This is a genomic window from Devosia sp. Root436 (assembly GCF_001426345.1).
In the GTDB taxonomy this organism is placed as follows: Bacteria; Pseudomonadota; Alphaproteobacteria; order Rhizobiales; family Devosiaceae; genus Devosia.
This window is the reverse complement of sequence record NZ_LMEM01000013.1, coordinates 265,454-279,528: the sequence shown is the minus strand read 5'-3', so window position 1 is coordinate 279,528 and position 14,075 is coordinate 265,454. Positions and strand designations below refer to the sequence as shown.

The 14,075-nt window shown below is 62.0% G+C and carries 17 protein-coding genes; 7 read left to right on the top strand and 10 right to left on the bottom strand.

Annotation, left to right across the window (positions count from 1 at the left end; genetic code table 11):
- Positions 1-9 precede the first annotated feature (9 nt).
- The 3 genes from ASD04_RS16145 to ASD04_RS16135 are packed head-to-tail and all read left to right on the top strand — an operon-like array spanning position 10 to position 1,522.
- The gene (locus ASD04_RS16145) at positions 10-468 is read left to right on the top strand and encodes a PH domain-containing protein (RefSeq protein WP_156461289.1); all 459 of its coding nucleotides are present in this window, start codon (positions 10-12) and stop codon (positions 466-468) included.
- Complete coding sequence (locus ASD04_RS16140) at positions 465-908, top strand: helix-turn-helix transcriptional regulator (RefSeq protein WP_056259221.1); 444 nt, start codon at positions 465-467, stop codon at positions 906-908. The genes ASD04_RS16145 and ASD04_RS16140 overlap by 4 nt, the downstream gene beginning before the upstream one ends.
- Before the next feature lie 44 nt (positions 909-952).
- Positions 953-1,522, top strand: a complete 570-nt coding sequence (locus ASD04_RS16135) for a phosphoribosyltransferase (protein WP_156461288.1) — start codon at positions 953-955, stop codon at positions 1,520-1,522.
- Here the strand turns inward: ASD04_RS16135 and ASD04_RS16130 are convergent.
- Positions 1,509-2,258, bottom strand: coding sequence for a DNA-processing protein DprA (locus ASD04_RS16130; protein ID WP_156461297.1), 750 nt, complete (start codon positions 2,256-2,258; stop codon positions 1,509-1,511). The genes ASD04_RS16135 and ASD04_RS16130 overlap by 14 nt on opposite strands.
- A 113-nt stretch (positions 2,259-2,371) precedes the next feature.
- Positions 2,372-2,560: a hypothetical protein gene (locus ASD04_RS16125; RefSeq protein ID WP_056259216.1), complete on the bottom strand. Its 189-nt coding sequence runs from the start codon at positions 2,558-2,560 to the stop codon at positions 2,372-2,374.
- An 86-nt stretch (positions 2,561-2,646) separates the two neighbouring features.
- On the opposite strand from ASD04_RS16125, the gene ASD04_RS16120 reads away from it, so the two are divergent.
- Together ASD04_RS16120 and ASD04_RS16115 are read left to right on the top strand one after the other, a co-directional pair.
- On the top strand, positions 2,647-2,928 hold the full coding sequence (locus tag ASD04_RS16120; protein ID WP_056259213.1) for a hypothetical protein: 282 nt from the start codon (positions 2,647-2,649) through the stop codon (positions 2,926-2,928).
- Between the two features lie 182 nt (positions 2,929-3,110).
- Complete coding sequence (locus ASD04_RS16115) at positions 3,111-3,803, top strand: SOS response-associated peptidase (RefSeq protein WP_082531280.1); 693 nt, start codon at positions 3,111-3,113, stop codon at positions 3,801-3,803.
- 4 nt (positions 3,804-3,807) lie between these two features.
- On the opposite strand, the gene ASD04_RS16110 is transcribed toward ASD04_RS16115, so the two are convergent.
- On the bottom strand, positions 3,808-4,200 hold the full coding sequence (locus ASD04_RS16110; RefSeq protein WP_056259211.1) for a hypothetical protein: 393 nt from the start codon (positions 4,198-4,200) through the stop codon (positions 3,808-3,810).
- Positions 4,200-7,415 (bottom strand): error-prone DNA polymerase, encoded by a 3,216-nt coding sequence (locus tag ASD04_RS16105; protein ID WP_056259209.1) that lies wholly within the window; start codon positions 7,413-7,415, stop codon positions 4,200-4,202. Before ASD04_RS16105 ends, ASD04_RS16110 begins: the two co-directional genes overlap by 1 nt.
- A gap of 77 nt (positions 7,416-7,492) precedes the next feature.
- On the opposite strand from ASD04_RS16105, the gene ASD04_RS16100 reads away from it, so the two are divergent.
- Complete coding sequence (locus tag ASD04_RS16100; protein WP_056259206.1) at positions 7,493-7,861, top strand: hypothetical protein; 369 nt, start codon at positions 7,493-7,495, stop codon at positions 7,859-7,861.
- Positions 7,862-8,277: 416 nt separating this feature from the next.
- Here ASD04_RS16100 and ASD04_RS16090 read toward each other — a convergent pair whose 3' ends face one another.
- The 4 genes from ASD04_RS16090 to ASD04_RS16075 all read right to left on the bottom strand — a co-directional run bounded on the left by ASD04_RS16090 (position 8,278) and on the right by ASD04_RS16075 (position 10,105).
- Positions 8,278-8,679, bottom strand: a complete 402-nt coding sequence (locus tag ASD04_RS16090; RefSeq protein ID WP_056259201.1) for a DUF1515 domain-containing protein — start codon at positions 8,677-8,679, stop codon at positions 8,278-8,280.
- 129 nt (positions 8,680-8,808) lie between these two features.
- Positions 8,809-9,048 carry a hypothetical protein gene (locus ASD04_RS16085; protein ID WP_056259197.1) on the bottom strand — a complete coding sequence of 80 codons (240 nt, stop codon included), beginning with the start codon at positions 9,046-9,048 and terminating at the stop codon, positions 8,809-8,811.
- Positions 9,048-9,425, bottom strand: a complete 378-nt coding sequence (locus tag ASD04_RS16080; protein ID WP_056259195.1) for a DUF6527 family protein — start codon at positions 9,423-9,425, stop codon at positions 9,048-9,050. The genes ASD04_RS16085 and ASD04_RS16080 overlap by 1 nt, the downstream gene beginning before the upstream one ends.
- Positions 9,422-10,105 carry a lysozyme gene (locus ASD04_RS16075; protein WP_056259191.1) on the bottom strand — a complete coding sequence of 228 codons (684 nt, stop codon included), beginning with the start codon at positions 10,103-10,105 and terminating at the stop codon, positions 9,422-9,424. Before ASD04_RS16075 ends, ASD04_RS16080 begins: the two co-directional genes overlap by 4 nt.
- Positions 10,106-10,254: 149 nt before the next feature.
- On the opposite strand from ASD04_RS16075, the gene ASD04_RS16070 reads away from it, so the two are divergent.
- A complete protein-coding gene (locus ASD04_RS16070) occupies positions 10,255-10,626 on the top strand; it encodes a hypothetical protein (protein ID WP_056259187.1) in 372 nt (123 codons plus the stop codon).
- Between the two features lie 41 nt (positions 10,627-10,667).
- Here the strand turns inward: ASD04_RS16070 and ASD04_RS16065 are convergent, their stop codons facing one another.
- The gene (locus ASD04_RS16065) at positions 10,668-13,079 is read right to left on the bottom strand and encodes a LamG-like jellyroll fold domain-containing protein (RefSeq protein ID WP_056259184.1); all 2,412 of its coding nucleotides are present in this window, start codon (positions 13,077-13,079) and stop codon (positions 10,668-10,670) included.
- 68 nt (positions 13,080-13,147) lie between these two features.
- Entirely contained in the window at positions 13,148-14,074 is a 927-nt protein-coding gene (locus ASD04_RS16060) for a carbohydrate binding domain-containing protein (protein WP_056259182.1), read from the bottom strand.
- Position 14,075 lies beyond the last annotated feature (1 nt).

The following is a 14,075-nucleotide window of genomic DNA, read 5'->3' as shown; positions in this document are numbered from 1 at the left end:
GGACCCGCCTTGAGCTACATCGATTTTATATTGCAGCCCGAAGAGCGAGTGCTGAGCATCGGGAAGATGCACTGGATCACCTATCTCAGGGGGCTAGTTGCCCTTGTTGTTGGTATCGTACTTCTATTCGCAAACGTGGATGCCAACGGCCTTGCTCTTTTCATTCGGCTGGCGGGGTGGGTAATGATCGGCCTCGGGCTGGTCGCTATCGGCCGCTCCTGGCTGGAGCAATTCACTACAGAAATTGCCGTCACCAATCGACGGGTGATCCAAAAGCGCGGGCTAGTCTGGCGCAAGACCGGCGAAATGAACATGGGCAAAGTAGAATCTGTCCAAGTCGATCAATCGATCCTAGGCCGAATACTGGACTATGGAACTATCGCCGTGCACGGCACTGGATCGGGTATTGAAGGGCTTCACCACATTGCCAGACCGCTGCAAGTTCGCAGCGCTATCGTCGTCCGATGACTCCCGGCGATCGCCTTCGCGCAGCTCGGCTCAACGCTGGCTACAAGTCGGCGGCGAAGGCCGCAGCGGCCTTGGGCATGACGGAGTCGGCCTACAGGAGCCATGAGAATGGCACCAATGGTTTCACGGCCGAACAAGCCGAGAGGTACGCTGCGGCCTTCGGCGCCGACGCCGGCTGGCTGCTGTTCGGTGACGAACTGTCCGGTCCTGAGATCACCACCGGCGCTGTCGCGCTGTCGTCGTCGGCGATTCTCGCCGCATTGGTTCAGTCGCTCCACGACAAGGGCGTCCTGTCTGGCGAAGAGACGGTCGAGATATACGAGCAGGCGCTGCTGTTGCTGGAAATGCAGCAGGCCAAGGCCGATGAGAACCCGGCCTATGGCCAGGTGGTGGCCACCGCGCGCGAGTTGATTGAGCAGCACCTCCGACCGGGTGGGTAAAAGTGCGCGAGTGCCGGGACTCTTGGCGCAGATGACGGTATTTGATGACTATGGCCACGATTGAAATACCGCACCCTGCAATTCCTGCTCCGGCCGTGATCTACGCTTTGGGGAAATATCGGCCATACTGGTATCATCGTCAAAATGGTGGAGATGGTCAGTCCTTCCCCACACATAGCGGCAGGCTATTGGATCTGAAGGAGGCGCGTGAAAGTGGATTGTCCTTTTGTCTCAAAGTCCTAACCGATGAGATCAAGGCAACAATTCCATTGGCCCTGGCAGCGGTGCCATCTAGCGATGCAGCGAAGCTCCGGTCCGGCGTTCAGCAGCTTGTCACAAGATTTGCCCCGGTGATCGGCGGTTTGGATCTTGGGAATCTGCTTCTGAGAACGACGTCGATTCCTAAGCTGGCGAAGGGAGGAGATCGATCGATTGGCGTCCATCTGGCAAGCATTGCCGCAAACGACGTATCTCGCACCCAAGGCAGAGTGGTGATGTTATTCGACGACATCGTGACCACAGGAAATTCGCTGGCAGCTGCCCGTCAGATACTGCTCGATGCCGGGGTGGCGGAGGTGATCTGCATAGCTCTGGGTCAGACTAGCTACGACTGACGCGCTCGATAACGTCGGCGGCCGATGTCAAAACCACCACCTTGGGCTTACCGACGAACTTTCCCGGCCACTCAAGGCGGCTGTCCTCGACCACCGATTTCATGATGAATAGCCAGCGGCCCAGGCGGAGACATTCGGCTGCCTGGTGCAGCGTCCCCGACGAATCTGATGCCTCGACGATCACGCTGGCATCGGTCAACTGCGCCATGAGCCGGTTTCGCTTCGGAAAGTCCGACGGCCAGGTCTTCTGGCCAGGCGCGAATTGCGAGATCAGCAAATGCTCGAGCCAGATTTCTTCTTGCAGATCGATGTGCTCGGCAGGGTATGCCTTGTTCAGCGGCGTCCCTATGACCGCAACAGTGTCGCCGCCTACTGCCAGAGCGCCGCGGTGCGCCGCACCGTCTACGCCTTTGGCTAAGCCGCTGGTGACCACTATGCCAGCGGTCGCCAGCTCGCGCGATATCTTGCCGGCGCGGCGCATTCCTTCATCGGAAACGTCCCTCGCCCCGATGACGGAGACCGATGGCTTCTTGAGTAGCTCCAGGTCCCCGGCCCAGTAGATCACGGGCTCCGCTTCGCCGTCTTTGCGAAACAGGTCGGCCTTCGCGTCGTCAACCGGACGGCCGCAGAACTCTAGTAGTTCGTTCAGACCTACAGTCTGAGGGCTGTTTGGCGGACGATACTTGACCCGGCGTTCGGCCGGGGCGTCTTGGCGCTGTGCCTTGGTGCTGGTCATGAACATCTGGTGCCTCTAGCTGCGGCATCGCTGAATGAGAACGTACCGCGATTCTGCCACAGCAACGAGTCTGATACCAGCCATGCCTCGCGCGTATTGCTCTTCCTGATATCTCAACGCCCCGCGGAGGTTGCCAGCGCGAGCAGGTGCAGCAGTGCGGCGCCGATCAGGGCCGCCGCCGTCATGGCCCCCTGCGGTGTACCACCTGCCAGAGGCGCCAACACACCGGTCGCCAGCATGGCAACTGCCAGCCCGTTGAGGAACTGCGCCACCGTCCGCCTACCTTCTCGATCAAGTCTCATGGTTCATCTCCTTGCTGATGTCGCAAGAATAGGCCCTCTGGCGCGGGCGGGGATTTCGGGGATAAGTTCACCGGGCGGAGGTGGCCATGAAGGCACTGGTGGATCGGCTGAGCGCCGAGCTTTCCTCGAAATTCATCCAGTATCTGGAAACATTCATGGTCGACCTCTGGAGCGAGGCCGGCTTTATCGAGTTCCGGTGCGGGTTCACCCTCCGCCGCGACCATGAGTTGCGCCGCTTTACCCTCAAGATACCTGCGGTGGCCGGCGAGACGGATGGTGAACGCGAGCTGCTGATCATCGTCATCTTCGAGCAGATTGAGGACTTGATCGACAAGGCCATAGCCGAACGCAAGGTCGATGCGAATTGACCGGCCGAGTGCCCGACACCGGTCCGAAGTTGCGCGAGCGAGAGCGCTTGGTGCAAAAGCTCCTAGCCGACCTTCAACGGTTCAAGAGCATCCCTGAACACCGGCGCGAAGCCGAATGCGCCGACGAGGGAGAGCAGACTTGCCGGGCATTGCTGCTTGAACTCGGGGTCGAGGCTTAGACCATGTGCAACCTGTATTCGATGACGACGACCACCGAGGCGATCCAGCGCCTGGTCGCCGAGTGGGAGGACGCGATGCGCAATATCCCTGTCCTGCACGCGATCTATCCAGATTATACGTCGCCGCTGATCAAGCAGAGGGACGGCAAGCGGGTGCTGGGATTCGGCCGCTGGGGGCTTCCTTCGCTGAAAGACCCGGTCACCGAGAAGCCCAATCGAGGCAACACGAATATCCGGCATCCATGGTTCGATGACTGGAAAGGATATCTGGGCGTGGAGCATCGCTGCCTCGTGCCTCTCACCCGATTTGCCGAGCCCACAAAGCTGGACGACGGCACCAGCGGCAATGCGTGGTTTGCCTTGGATGAAACCGAGCCGCTGACGTTCTTCGCCGGGCTGTGGACGGAATGGCACGGCACGCGTCGCAAGGACGAAGGGCCGATGGATCACAAGCTGTTCGCCTTCTTCACCACGAAGCCGAACGATGTCGTCGGTGCCGTCCATGAGAAGGCGATGCCGGTTATTCTCAGGACCGACGAAGAGCGCGATGTGTGGCTTCGGGCACCATGGAGCGAGGCGAAGGCGCTTCAGCGCCCCCTGCCCGACGGCGCGCTCCAGGTCATCGCACGGCTGCCGTTGAAGTATGTGCCTGGCCTAGATGAAATCCCCGAGCCGGGCGATCCGCTTCGGCTTTAGCCGATCACCGGCCGAATTTCCTGCCGCCCTTCCTGATCCCTACCCACGGAATCTCACCCGCCATAGCCGCAGTGCGCTGCTCCTGCAGGTGCCGAAGCGTGTCGGCCGGCAGCGGATCGAAGCCAGCACTATGTGTGCCGGCGAAGCCAGTGGCCTTGTTCGCATGTCCCAGCGCGAAGGTGGGGTGATACCAGCCGCAGACGGAGCATCGGAGCCGGGTGGCGAGCCTGTCCCGCCCGTTGTAGAAGTCGAAGCTCCAGCCCAGGTGGAAGGCCAGCAGATCGAGGCGCAGCTGTGCATCATGGGAGCAGACGAAGTAATGGCTGCAGAAGGCGCGGATGCTTCGGCCGGTCGTGCGGAAATCGTCGAGCGTCCTAACCTCGGGGCTGATCGACATCAGTGGAAGTTCCGGCCCGAGGGTAGCGCTGCCGCGACAGCCTCGCCCATGCCGCCCGAGATGGCTCTCATCTGTGGCGTCAGGTCAATGAATTCCCTGGCGATGACATGGGTCACGATGCCTTCGCGCTGCAACTGGCCACGCACGCCCATGACACGGGCACCAAGAACGACCCGCCGATTGGCCTCGAACGTCTTCGGCCAGACGATGACATTGGCAACGCCCGTTTCGTCTTCCAGCGTGGCGAAGATCACTCCGCTTGCCGTGCCTGGGCGCTGCCGCACCAGCACCAGGCCCGCCACGGTGACCGTGCGGCCCGGCTGCATCGTCCGCAGGGCATCGGCCGGCACAATACCGCGCCGGGTCATCTCCTCGCGGAGAAAGCTCATCGGATGCGCCTTCAGGGATATCGAGAGGGTCCGATAGTCGTGAATGACCTCCTCGCCCGGCGGCATGGCCGGCAGGCCACTCTCCTCCTCCGCGCCAGAGGTCGGCGCGCCGCTGGCCTTGAACAGCGGCAGCACATCGGCCCCATATTTACCGATCAGGCCCTTCAAAGCCCATAGCGCATCACGGCGGCTCAGGCCAAGGGACTGGAACGCATCGGCATCGGCCATGGCCTCAAGGACCAACGGCGACAGGCCGGTGCGCAGCCAGAGGTCTCGCACGCTGTCATAGCCACCACGACGACGGGCGATGATGAGATTGGCGTGTTCCGTCCGCAGACCCTTGATCATGTTGAGGCCGAGCCGGACGCCCATAGTGCCCCAGATGTCGTCCTTCATCTCGGCATGACGCGACGCCAGGTAGGCGCCGGTGACATTGCTGTGCTCCATGACGTTTTCGAGGTCGGAGAGATTGATATCAACCGGACGGACATCGACGCCATGCTCCTGGGCGTCGCGGATGATCTGGGCGGGTGCATAGAAGCCCATGGGCTGGCTGTTGAGCAGCGCCGCAGCGAACACGTCGGGATAGTGGCACTTGATCCAGCAGGACACGTAGACCAGCAGCGCAAAGGACGCGGCGTGGCTTTCAGGGAAGCCATATGAGCCGAAGCCCTCGATCTGCTGGAAGCAGCGCTCGGCGAAATCCTTCTGATAGTCCCGCTCCAGCATCCCGGTGATGAACTTGTCCCGGAACACGCCGACGCCACCGGTGCGCTTGAAGGTGGCCATGGCGCGGCGCAGACGGTCTGCCTCGCCCGGCGTGAAGCCGCCGGCGACGATGGCAATCTTCATCGCCTGCTCCTGGAAGAGCGGCACGCCATAGGTCTTCTTAAGGACATGCTCCAGCTCGGGAGATGGAAAGGTTGTCGGCTCCAGGCCCTGCCGGCGTTTGAGGTACGGGTGCACCATGTCGCCCTGGATCGGTCCTGGCCGGACGATGGCGACCTCAATGACCAGATCGTAGAACTCGGATGGCTTGAGCCGCGGCAGCATCGACATCTGCGCCCGGCTTTCGATCTGGAACACGCCGATGGTGTCCGCGCGATGCGTCATCTTATAGGTCCGCTCGTCCTCCTGCGGGACGGTGGCCAGCGTCAGGTCGAGGCCATAGTGCTGGCGCAGCAGGTTGAAGCTGCGGCGGATGCAACTGAGCATGCCCAGGGCGAGCACATCGACCTTGAGAATGCCGAGCTCGTCGAGATCGTCCTTGTTCCATTCGATGACGGTGCGGTCTTCCATTGCCGCATTCGATATGGGCAGGAGATGGTCGAGCCGGTCGCGCGTGATGACGAAGCCGCCGACGTGCTGGCCGAGATGACGAGGGAAGCCGTAGAGGGCCTTGGAGACCTCAAGCACCATGGCCATCAGTGGGTCTTCCGGATCGATGCCGGCCGCCCTGACGCGATCAGGGGGCACGTCGCTCGCGCCCCAGCCCCAATTGAGGCCGCTCAATATCCTGATGGTGTCCTCGCTCAGGCCAAACGCCTTGCCGGCATCCCTGACGGCGCCCTTGACGCGATACGTGATGACATTGGCGGTGAGCCCGGCACGATGCCGGCCGTACTTCTGGTAGATGTATTGCATCACCTCTTCGCGCCGCTCGTGCTCGAAATCGACATCTATGTCGGGCGGCTCGTCGCGTTCGGTGGAAACGAAGCGCTCAAAGAGCAGGTCGACCAGCATGGGGTCGACCTCGGTGATGCCGAGGCAGAAACACACCGCTGAGTTGGCAGCCGAGCCCCTGCCCTGGCAGAGAATGCCACGCTCCTGGCGGGCGAAGCGGACGATATCCTGCACGGTCAGAAAATAGGCGGCGTATTTCATCTCGGCGATCAGGGCCAGTTCATGCGCCAGGCCCTTCATCACCTTGTCGGGGATGCCGTTCGGGTAGCGCCAGCCCGCGCCTTCATAGGCCAGCCGCTCCAAGGTTTGCTGTGCCGTTTCCCCGTTCCCGACCGTCTCCTCGGGATAGATGTAGCGCAGCTGGTCGAGCGAGAAGCTGATCTGGTCGAGAATGATCTGAGACTGGGCGAGAGCGTCGGGATAGTCCCTGAACAGGCGGGCCATGTCCCGGGGCGCGTGGATATGGCGCTCCCCGTTCGCGGCGAGGAGGAAGCCCGCCTGCTGGATCGTGGTGCCTTCCCTGATGCAGGTGACGACGTCCTGCAGGATATGCCGGCCACGCTCGTGATAGAGGGCATCCATGGTGGCCAGCATGGGAACGCCGATAGCCGAGCAGGCGGCGGCCAGCTTTGCCAGCCGGGCCCGGTCGCTGCCGTCATGCCGATAGGTGGCGCCGACCCATACCCTGCCGGGAGCAATGGCTTTCACCGCCTGCGCCGCCATCATCCCGGCCTCGAATGCATCATGGTCCGGCATGACAATCAGCAGGAGGCCTTCCGAGGCGGCCTGGAGGTCGGTTAGCTGCAGGTGGCATTCGCCCTTGGGGGCACGACGATTGCCCAGCGTGAGCAGCGCGCAGAGCCGGCCATAGGCCTCCCGGTCGGCAGGATAGGCGACGATGTCCGGAGTTCCGTCCGAGAAGGCCAACCGAGTGCCAACAACCATGCGGAAATCGGGAAACTCTGCCTTCAGGTCACGCGCCGCGGCATAGGCCCGAACCACGCCCGACATGGAATTCCGGTCGCAGATGCCAATGCCGGCGAGGCCCAGAGATGCGGCCTGCGCCACCATCTCAAAAGGATGCGAAGCGCCCCGCAGAAAGGAAAAGTTGGTGGCGGCCACAAGCTCCGCAAATGCGACCATGATTGACTCTCTCGCCGTTTGTTCTCATTCTGTTCTCGTGCTGAGCGACAGGAAGAGTCAAGACGGAGGTCGATCAAATGAATGGTCAGTGGATAAAGGTGGCGGCGCCCCTGCCCTATGAGCATGGCCATGCCTGGGGCGGACTGCTCATCGTCGATGCCTATGACATGGAGGATGGCCTGTTCTTCCCCGACCAGTTCGAAATCCGGCATCTGGCCTCGGCCGAATACATGCTGGAAGTGACTGCCCCATTCGAGCGGGTCAAGGAAATCGCGACGGACCTGGCCAATATCGCGGACTGGGCGGCGATGAGCACGACGGATGAGACGTTGCTGCAGGCAAAGCTCATGGCCTTCAGCGCCGGCTATCCGGGCGAAGTTGCGTTGTTTACGGACTGGGCGATGCCTGACGAGATGGACCTGATCGTGCCGTACGGGGGCCACTAGGCCGCCGACTCAGTCTATCTTCCGGTCCATGACTATCGAAGAACTCACGCCTGAAGCCGTCGCCCTGCTCCGCAGCCTCGTCAACAATTCTCACGCCATCGAGGACGGTCCATTGCTGGACCTACTGAGGGCAGACAGGCTGGTAATGGGGTCGCCATCCAAGACGCACATCACTGCGTCTGGGAAGCGCCTGTTGGCGCAGTATGAGGCCGCACGGGACTGATCTGGAACCTGATATCGCCTCTTGCGTTTATCGACCGTCGGAGTTCTTCAAGCCCGCTCCGACGGCGGCCGGGAACGTCCGGACGCTAACGTTCTTGGCCGCCGCGTTCGATTAGGGCTTGGCTTCATCATAGACGCATTGACTGTCAGAGATTCTGACTCCCCGGCCTGTTGTCCCCCTGGCCGGGGTCTTTTTATGGCCCGCCCATAACAGCCTTTGCGACGAGCTGGCCGATCCACTTGACCCCTTCCAGGATCAGCCCGCCCATGAACAGCCATATGATGGCCAGCACCATCAGGATGCCCTTGGAGCGCTCCATCAGGCTTCCGACCCGCTGGAAGACAGGGTCCATGTTGGCGACTGCCCCCTCGACCTTGCCGACCCGGCCGGAGAGATCATGAACCTCCCTCGCCGTCTTTTCCTGGGCTTCGTGCATGCGGGCCCGGCTGTCGCTTGACCGCTGGTCCTGGCTCTTGAGCAGGCTGATGACTTCCTGCATCTGGCCTTCGAGCCGTCCGATGGCGCGCTGGGTATTGTCGTCGGTCACTGTTCCGTCCTTGGGCTTGGCTGGGGTACGGCGGCGCGGCGTGGTCATGCCGCCCTGCACGCAGCGAGCTTCTGATAGTGCCGGTCCAGTTCGACCGCCCAGGCATCCACGGCGCTATCGCCAGCGGCTTGCAGGGCGTCTACGGCGGCCACGGGCGGCGGGGCAAGCGGCGGGCAGTCAACGACCGTGTGCGTCGTCTGACATGCCCCTAAGACGGTCGTAACTGCCAGCAGGATCGATAGCCTGACGGTCGATTTCATCGTAGTGCTCCTGAAGGTTGTCGCGGCGCTTCTGCTGCTCCGCCTCGATATGCTCGATGCCGGCACGCCGCCCCTTGAGGAATGCGATGCCGATGGCGACGATGACGGCCCCAGCAATGCCGAGGCCGATCTTGATCTTGGTCCAGAGGCCGATCATCACCAGTCCTCCGGGATCGGCGGCAGAGGCACGGTCTGGCCAGCGAGGGCATGGGTGCAGTCACCGAGGAACTGGATCCGGCCATTGGTCACGAACGAATGGCAGATGGCGCATTTGAACGGGGCGGGCTTGCCCGTGCGCGCCTCATAGGTGCACCAACAATCCTTGCCCTCCTGCCCGGCGCAGTAGTGCCCGACCTTGACCAGAACCGAAGGCGTGAAGGTGGGAGCATCTGGATTGCCATTGTAGCCCCATACCGGGCCCTGCCCGGCCGCATCACGCTTGATGTTGATCGAATGAGCTTCGTTGCAGCCAGGGCACCAGAAGGCTACCCGGCCGGCGCCGAGATCATCGAGGATTGGAGAAAGTCGGCTCATCGCGTAGCCCTCCGGATCACCAGGAAGGCAATGGTGATGGCCGCAATGACCATCAGGGCAGCAATGGCATATTGGACCGGGCCATTGCCGCTGGCGACCGCCGCAGCGCCGCCCAGCAGTCCGCCACCGGCCGCCATGTTCTCGGGCGTCACCAGTTCCTTGAGCGGATTGCCCGGCTTGGCCTCCACGGTGCTGGTCGAAACGAACGCCCCCTTGGCCCACAGCCCCGCCTCGGCAGCACGGCGGTTGATAAGGCCCTGCATGACCTGGCCGTCATTGTATTTCCAGCGTGCCAGTTGGCCCGGCACGGCGTTGTAGTCGCCGGCATTGAGCTTCTTGAGCAGGGTGGAGTTCGAGAAGCCCGGCTTGCCGCTGCCGCCCATGCCGATGTTGTCGGCGAACGCCACCAGAGCACCGAACTGGTTGTCGGTCAGGTCCACCTTGACCAGGCGCTCCACCTGCGCCGCCGTCTCGGCCAGCCTCGTCGTCAGCAGGCTGGCGGCTTCGGCCTCGGTGATGGTGTCGCCCTTGCGCACCGCGCGGCCCTTGATGCGTGTCTGGCCATAACCGATTGTCCAGGGCGTCCCGTCGCGGGAACCGGGATCGGGATAGGCGTTGGGGCGAAAGCCCTCCCACTGTTTGACGAGCGAAAGCGTTTCCGCATTGACTGTGCGGGCCATGATAGGAACCTCGATTTAGGGGATGGGATTGCGCAGGCAGCCTCCTTTGTTATTGGGAGAAACCCCAATACTTAAAGAAGGGTAATCATTGGGCTTGCCGATCTCACTCTACATAAGGCAGTCTGCCCCCATAAAGGGGGAGACTTTTCATGATGTTTAGGAAAACTGCAATCGCGCTGGGCGCGGCGTCGATGCTGGCCGGATGCGCTTCGGCTCCGAAGGATATAGCACCAACCTACGTTTCAACTGGACTTTACGAGAATCTAAGCTGCACGCAGTTGCGTCAGGAAGCGGAAGGGGTGTCTGCCCGAGCACTGGCCGCTGCTGGCAAGCAAGACCAAAACCGCAGCAGCGACGTGGCAATGACGACCGTTGCTGTGGTGCTGTTCTGGCCGGCGGCTTTCTTCATGAAGGGCGACGGCGCGGCCGCAGCCGAAGTGGCTAGGCTCAAAGGCGAAATGGCTGCCATCGAACAGGTCAACCGCATTAAGAACTGCGGCATCACTTTCGCGGCCACCTAAAGCAAAATGGAGAAGCCTGGGAAATAGCCAGGCTTCTCCATTCAGGCAACCCATGTCGGAGCGAACACGACGCCGTTGTGGTAGAGTGTGTTGAACGCTGCGACGTTGATGTCGGTCAGGCTGGGCTTATAAAAGAAGCCGACCAAGGCGCCGCTGTTGTTGGTGCGGGCAGACTCCATGTAGACATTCGCGCCAGAAGCGATCTCGACACAGTAGGTTCCGCCGCATCCGGTAAGATCGGCCTGCCAGAGCGTCACTTTGGAAAGCTCATCCGCGATTACGGCGCGGTCGTAACAGCCCGTTGCGTTCACCGGGCTGTCCGCCCCGCCCTCTGGCGAGCCGTCGAACAAGGAGCCATTCTGCGCGTTCACGCCCCAGAAACTCTCCGAGACATTTGCGCCAACGCCATCGACATACGAGCCACCATCAACCTGAATGCCGCGATATCCTGCGCCGCTGAAGATCGAGTCACGCGCTGTCACGCGGCATCCCTTGTTTGCCTCGATATTGTCTTCGAGGCAGTTCTTGATGCCCTTGCCGGTTCCGCCGACCTGGAGGTCTGAGCGATAGAGGTCCATGCCCTGGAAGGCGTGCCCATCTCCGTCAACGAGGATGTTCCATGTGATGCCGCTGCAGTTCCTGAGCGACAGAATGTGAGCGCCGTCACCTGCCGCCTCTCCCGCTGACGTGCCATCGGGGTAATTTGGTGCGGGCGTGAAGCTCCCCGAACTGGTGAACTTTCCGCCCGTGCCCTTGTTGACGCGGAAGGACTGGAAAACCCCGCCGAACGAGAGTGCAGGTCGAGTGCCGGTCGGCCGCGTCGCGAACTTGCCAAGAACCTCTGGCGCACCGCTCGCCTGGCGGAATTTCCGACGGTTGCCCTCGACGCTGAGGTCGATGCTCTCCGCCAGGTTGATGTAGACCTCGGCCAAGTCGCCGTTGAAGGTGGGGGTCTGATCTGCTGCAGAAGTGGGCTCGCAACCAAAACCCCAATCCGTCACGGTGTAGTCGATGGCCGTGTTGGTGACCGTCGGTGCGGCTGCACGATCGTCGATGTCGTTGATGTAGAGTTGTGCCCGGCCGGTCGCCAAGTCCCAACTCGCGAAAACATGATGATATCCGTCAGCGACGTTCCAGACCGAATTGCTCGATATGGACAAGACGAGCGTCCCGGCGGAGTCGCGTCCTTGAACATACCATTTCCCATCCGTGTGGCGAAAAACGGTGAATCTGAGATTGGTGCCATCGCGGCCCCGGATGAGCGGCTGCGCGGAGCTGTCGCCGCCATTAAACTTGGCCCAGAAGCTGACGATGCCCTTCTTGCCATCGACGACACCGGACAGAGCAGCCCCATCGCGCTTACAACGCGTGCCGGCGCCATCCCACCTTGCCGCCGGAAAAATCTTCGGGAAGCTGTCATCTAGCCCGACCACGGCATCGACCGAGTTGATGGTCAGACCAGAAAAGTTGGTGTTTACCAACTCGATAGGCGTCGAGATCAGGTGTCCGCTTTCAATGTTCACGATCACGATACGCCCGGCCTTAAACCGGATCATCGATGCCGCTTCGATCGCCTCCTGGACGGTCGGATAGTCCGTCGGCACATTGATCGTCAGGCTGGACGTGCGCGGCACCACTTGAGCGGCCAGCGCCGTCTCCAACTTCGCGGCGGTGATCGCTCCGTCGGCGACGGTGGCATAGGGGATCGTTTCCCAACTATCGCCGTCCCAATACCGGAACACGCTGCTCGTGGTGTTCCAGTAGATCATGCCGGAGACGGCCCCGCCCGGCACAGCCGCAGCGGCCACCGAGGCCGCCGTGTTGTCCACGAAGCGGCCCAGGAACTTCTGCAACAGCGCCGTAAGGGCGTCACGCGCCTCCTGCGAACTGGCCGCGGCACTGGCGGACGCACCATCCGCGTCGGGATCGCTGATCAGGCGGTATTCATCCCCGTTGTCGACGAACTGGATCAGGCGCCCCGCGGTCCAAAGCCCTGCTGCCATCGCCGCGCCATTGACGTCCAGGATCGGCTTCGGATCGCCGCCATTGATCGCCAGCGTCATGGCCCCGGTATTGTTCACCGCCGGCTGGACGAGGTAGACCACCACCTCGGCAGGATCGATGCCGGGCCGGGTCTCGGCAGTCACCGCATTTGCAGTGCCGCCAACATTGGTCAGGGCGGAGAGCGTGTCGGGGAAACCTCTCTCGCGCACCCATGTCGAGCCCGTCCAACTATAGACGCCGTTGTTGCTCCCAACTGGATCGGACAGCACATAGCCGACCGGGGCGACGCCATCCTCAGCTTCGGGGGTGACAGTCAGCAGGTTGGCCTTGGTGTCGCGCGCAACCACGAAGATGCTGCCGTCGCGAATGCCTTCGAGCAGTTGAATGATCTCGGACTTCTTCGGCTTGAGGCCGGGGACGAAAACGGTGCGGGGGGAGAGCAGCGACATGGATGGCTCCAAACGAAAAAAGCCCGCGCTGACGGCGGGTTGGGCAGGTGTGGCGAAGTGGGGACGCGCTAGGCCGCGATGGCCTTGAGGGTCTTGATCGTGCGGCGGTTGAGCAGATCGGCTGGCAGCAGGTAGTCGCCAGACTTGTCGTCGAGGACTTGCGTGCTGTTGTCGTCGAAGGTGAGGATCAGGTCATGTGTGCCGGATGGCAGCGCGACGGTGATGGCGTCGGCCGCGCGGGTGGCGGTGCTGCTGGTGGTTTCGATGGGCGATGACGCAGCGGGCCCGGCTTCAAGTTGCTGCCCCCAGATGTAGATCGTGCTGCCGGTGGGCCCATCGATATTGGCAGTGAACCGGTCCGGATATACTCGAATGCCCGTACAACCCGCTGGGGTCGTGAAGGTCACCTTGACGCGGGTCCACGCCCCGGAAGTCACGCCGGTAGCAATTGCCTCAGTGACGATCCAGGCACCGGCCGTGTTGTTGTAGATGGCATAGCGGTTGCGAAGCTTAGTCCCGAGGCGGGCGTAGTAGCTGTAGGTGTACTGAGTGCCCTCGGCGACGGGGATGATCTGGTACATCTGGAACGCCAGGGTGCCGTCACCATAGGTAACCATGTCCCCGGTCATGCTTCCGTCAGGGGCAGCGATCACATCGCTAGTCTTGCTCGCCCCCGAAGTCAGCACATATGCGGCATTCGCAATGTCGTTGGACCAAAGGCACAGGTTGGTCGCTGCCGGCTCGATCAATATCCCCACGTCCGTAATGCGCGGCTCATCCGCTGCAAACGGCACCAGCACCCCGGCTGCATTGGGCGCATAGCCGGCGCTGCCCCGATCGCAGGAGAACGCATTATCGAACGCGATCGGCTCCACCAGCCCTCGCCATGCCCGCTGATTCACGAAATCGATGAACATGCTGGCATCGCCTGGCACGCCCGAGGGCCGGAACAGGTAATGATCCCCGTTGCGCCCGCTGCCCTGTCCAATCAGCATT

What these genes read in the sequence shown, in the direction of transcription:
- ASD04_RS16140 (WP_056259221.1), top strand. Translation starts at nt 465, where the DNA reads ATGACTCCCGGCGATCGCCTTCGCGCAGCTCGGCTCAACGCTGGCTAC.
- ASD04_RS16135 (WP_156461288.1), top strand. Translation starts at nt 953, where the DNA reads ATGACTATGGCCACGATTGAAATACCGCACCCTGCAATTCCTGCTCCG.
- ASD04_RS16130 (WP_156461297.1), bottom strand. Translation starts at nt 2,258, where the DNA reads ATGACCAGCACCAAGGCACAGCGCCAAGACGCCCCGGCCGAACGCCGG.
- ASD04_RS16125 (WP_056259216.1), bottom strand. Translation starts at nt 2,560, where the DNA reads ATGAGACTTGATCGAGAAGGTAGGCGGACGGTGGCGCAGTTCCTCAAC.
- ASD04_RS16120 (WP_056259213.1), top strand. Translation starts at nt 2,647, where the DNA reads ATGAAGGCACTGGTGGATCGGCTGAGCGCCGAGCTTTCCTCGAAATTC.
- ASD04_RS16115 (WP_082531280.1), top strand. Translation starts at nt 3,111, where the DNA reads ATGTGCAACCTGTATTCGATGACGACGACCACCGAGGCGATCCAGCGC.
- ASD04_RS16110 (WP_056259211.1), bottom strand. Translation starts at nt 4,200, where the DNA reads ATGTCGATCAGCCCCGAGGTTAGGACGCTCGACGATTTCCGCACGACC.
- ASD04_RS16105 (WP_056259209.1), bottom strand. Translation starts at nt 7,415, where the DNA reads ATGGTCGCATTTGCGGAGCTTGTGGCCGCCACCAACTTTTCCTTTCTG.
- ASD04_RS16100 (WP_056259206.1), top strand. Translation starts at nt 7,493, where the DNA reads ATGAATGGTCAGTGGATAAAGGTGGCGGCGCCCCTGCCCTATGAGCAT.
- ASD04_RS16090 (WP_056259201.1), bottom strand. Translation starts at nt 8,679, where the DNA reads ATGACCACGCCGCGCCGCCGTACCCCAGCCAAGCCCAAGGACGGAACA.
- ASD04_RS16085 (WP_056259197.1), bottom strand. Translation starts at nt 9,048, where the DNA reads ATGATCGGCCTCTGGACCAAGATCAAGATCGGCCTCGGCATTGCTGGG.
- ASD04_RS16080 (WP_056259195.1), bottom strand. Translation starts at nt 9,425, where the DNA reads ATGAGCCGACTTTCTCCAATCCTCGATGATCTCGGCGCCGGCCGGGTA.
- ASD04_RS16075 (WP_056259191.1), bottom strand. Translation starts at nt 10,105, where the DNA reads ATGGCCCGCACAGTCAATGCGGAAACGCTTTCGCTCGTCAAACAGTGG.
- ASD04_RS16070 (WP_056259187.1), top strand. Translation starts at nt 10,255, where the DNA reads ATGATGTTTAGGAAAACTGCAATCGCGCTGGGCGCGGCGTCGATGCTG.
- ASD04_RS16065 (WP_056259184.1), bottom strand. Translation starts at nt 13,079, where the DNA reads ATGTCGCTGCTCTCCCCCCGCACCGTTTTCGTCCCCGGCCTCAAGCCG.
- ASD04_RS16060 (WP_056259182.1), bottom strand. Translation starts at nt 14,074, where the DNA reads ATGCTGATTGGACAGGGCAGCGGGCGCAACGGGGATCATTACCTGTTC.